The 2,931-nt window shown below is 63.3% G+C and carries 2 protein-coding genes; both read left to right on the top strand.

The genetic code is table 11. The features are described 5' to 3' along the window. Positions 1 to 1,205 (top strand): aspartate--tRNA ligase (gene aspS / locus ACWI6D_RS09320; RefSeq protein WP_449134483.1); only part of this gene is annotated, 1,205 nt, incomplete at its 5' end. Between the two features lie 300 nt (positions 1,206 to 1,505). After that, positions 1,506 to 2,801, top strand: coding sequence for a class I SAM-dependent rRNA methyltransferase (locus tag ACWI6D_RS09315; protein WP_449134482.1), 1,296 nt, complete (start codon positions 1,506 to 1,508; stop codon positions 2,799 to 2,801). The last annotated feature ends 130 nt before the right edge of the window (positions 2,802 to 2,931 follow it).

Raw genomic sequence — 2,931 nt, 5'->3', positions numbered from 1 at the left:
CGAACCCGGGCAAGTTCTACGCGCTGCCGCAGTCCCCGCAGCAGTTCAAGCAGATGCTCATGGTCGGCGGCATCGAGCGCTACTACCAGATCGCCCGCTGCTTCCGCGACGAGGACCTGCGCGCCGATCGTCAGCCGGAATTCACGCAGGTGGACATCGAGATGTCCTTCGTGCAGGAAACCGACGTCATGGACCTGATGGAAGGCGTGTTCCAGGAGGTGCTGTCCGCCGCCGGCGTTGAGCATGAGTTCCCGCTGCAGCGCATGCCGTGGAAAGAAGCCATGGACCGCTTTGGCTGCGACCGTCCCGACGTGCGTTTCGGCATGGAGCTCGTCGAGCTCACCGACATCGTGCGCGGCTGCGGCTTCGGCGTGTTCTCCAAGGCCGTCGAGGCGGGTAACGTCGTGAAGTGCATCAACGCCAAGGGCGCCGGCAATTGGTCGCGCGGCGACATCGAGAAGCTCGCCGACGTGGCTGCCGCTAACGGCGCGAAGGGCATGGCCTGGATCGCCTACACCGACGCCGACACCGAGCTTGCCGGCAAGAGCCCCATCATCAAGTTCCTCGGCGACGAGGTGCACGCTGCCATCAAGCAGGCGGCCGATGTTGCGCCTGGCGATTTGCTGCTGTTCGCGGCCGACACGTATGCCACCGCTTCCGCCGTACTTTCCGCGCTGCGCCTGCACATGGCCGAGGCGCTGGGAATCGAGCGCCCGGGCCATGCGCTGCTGTGGGTCGTGGACTTCCCGATGTTCAAGTACGACGAGGAAGAGAAGAAGTACGCGGCCGAGCATCATCCGTTCACGATGATTCCCGAGGCCGATTGGGACAAGATCGAAACCGATCCGCTGGCATGCTCCAGCTACTCCTATGACATCGTTATGGACGGCTTCGAGATGGGCGGCGGCTCCATCCGTATCCACAACGCCGAGCTGCAGAAGCGCGTTCTGCGCCGCCTGGGCGTGGAAGATGAGCAGATGGAGGAGAAGTTCGGCCACCTCATCCACGCGCTCGAGCTGGGCGCCCCGCCGCACGGCGGCATCGCCCTGGGCCTTGACCGCCTGGTCATGCTGCTGGCTGGCAAGCAGTCCATCCGCGACGTCATCGCGTTCCCGAAGACGTCGAGCGCTTCCGACCCGATGACCGGCGCCCCGAACGCCGTCACCGGCCGCCAGCTCAAGGAAGTCTCTCTGCGCCTTCTTTAGTTTCGTTTGCCTAACGGCAAACGAACTGATTCGACGCTGTGGGCCGCTGTGGCACCCGGCCTTCGCGCGAACCCGAGGACTTGCGTACCAAAGTACGCGGCGCCCTCGCGTTCCCACGAATTCCGGGCACCACAGCGGCCCTCGCTGACTTTGGTGCGACCTGCGGGTTTGAGAGATTGCGGGTCGCTGGTTTTTGTCGCTCGAATGGGACAAAGGGACGGTCCCTTTATCCTGCTCCGCGAACCTATTATGCCTCTCATCAGCCTTTTTCGTCGGCGTTCTTTTCCTGAAAGGATTCTCATGAAAGCTCAACGTCCTTATCCTCGCGCCACCATCACGCCGAAAGGCGAGCATGCGCTGGTTAAGGGGCATCCCTGGGTGTACGAGGCCGAGGTGCTGTTCATGGAGCCTGCGCCCGGGCTTGACGAGGTGCCGAACGGCTGCCTTATCGACGTGGTGAACCGCAAGGGCTCTTACCTGGGCACGGGGCTTTTGTCCCTGCGCAGCAAAATTCGCATCCGCCTTATTACACGCAATGCAAATGATACGTTTGAACAGGCGTTTTGGAAGCGTAAGGTTGCGTGGGCGTGGGAGTACCGCAAAACGGTCATGGGTGAAGATGCCAGCTGCTGCCGCGTGCTGTTCTCGGAAGCCGACGGGTTCCCGGGCATGGTGGTCGACCGCTTCAACGACGTGCTGGTTGCCGAAACGCTTTCCGTGGGCATGGAACAGCTGAAGCCGGTGATCTTCCCGGTGCTGCTTGAAGTGCTCGCCGAGGACGGCGTGGCTATCCGCGGCCTGTACGAGCGCAACGACGTGGCAACCCGCAAGTTGGAGGGCCTTGAGCTGACGGCGGGGTGGTTCGCGGGCACGGCCGGTGAAGCCGGTCAAGCAGGCCTCGATCCGCAGGCTCCCGGCGCACCGGGTACTGAGGATTTCGGTCCCACCGCCACGCAGATCGTGGAGAACGGCGTGCGCTATGAGGTGGATTTCGAAAACGGCCAGAAGACGGGCTTCTTCCTGGACCAGAAGTACAACCGCCGTGCCGTGGCGAAGCTTGCCGCCGGAAAGCACGTGCTCGACTGCTTCACCCACACGGGCAGTTTTGCGCTGAACGCGGCGCATGGCGGCGCGGCCTACGTGAACGCCGTGGACATCTCCGAGCTTGCCGTGGCGCAGGCGCGAAAGAACGCCCAGCTCAACGGCCTGGAAGAGCACATGGACTTTACGGCCGTCAACGTGTTCGACCTGCTGCCGCAGCTTGAGGCGGCCCGCGACCGCACGTACGACTTCATTGTGCTTGACCCACCGGCGTTCACGAAAAGCCGCAAAACCATCGATAGCGCCGCGCGCGGCTACAAGGAAATCAACTACCGCGCTATGAAGCTGCTGCCTCGCGGCGGGTATCTGGCCACGTGCAGCTGCAGCCACTTTATGGACACGGAACGCTTCAAGCGCGTGGTGTCGTCGGCTGCGCACGACGCTGGCGTGCAGCTGCGCCAGATCGAGGAACGCCAACAAGCGCCCGATCATCCCATCGTATGGGGCATCCCTGAAACCGACTACCTGAAGTTCTTCATCTTCCAAGTGGTATAACGTTTCGCCGGCCTGCCGGCCGGCGAACTGACTCGACGCTGTGGGCCGCTGTGGCACCCGGCCTTCGCGCGAACCCGAGGACTTGCGTACCGAAGTACGCGGCTCCCAGCTCAGCTGGGCGCGCCCGCTC

Source organism: Senegalimassilia sp. (assembly GCF_977052095.1).
Note: the sequence above shows the minus strand (reverse complement) of the source record. Positions and strands in the feature narration are given on the sequence as shown.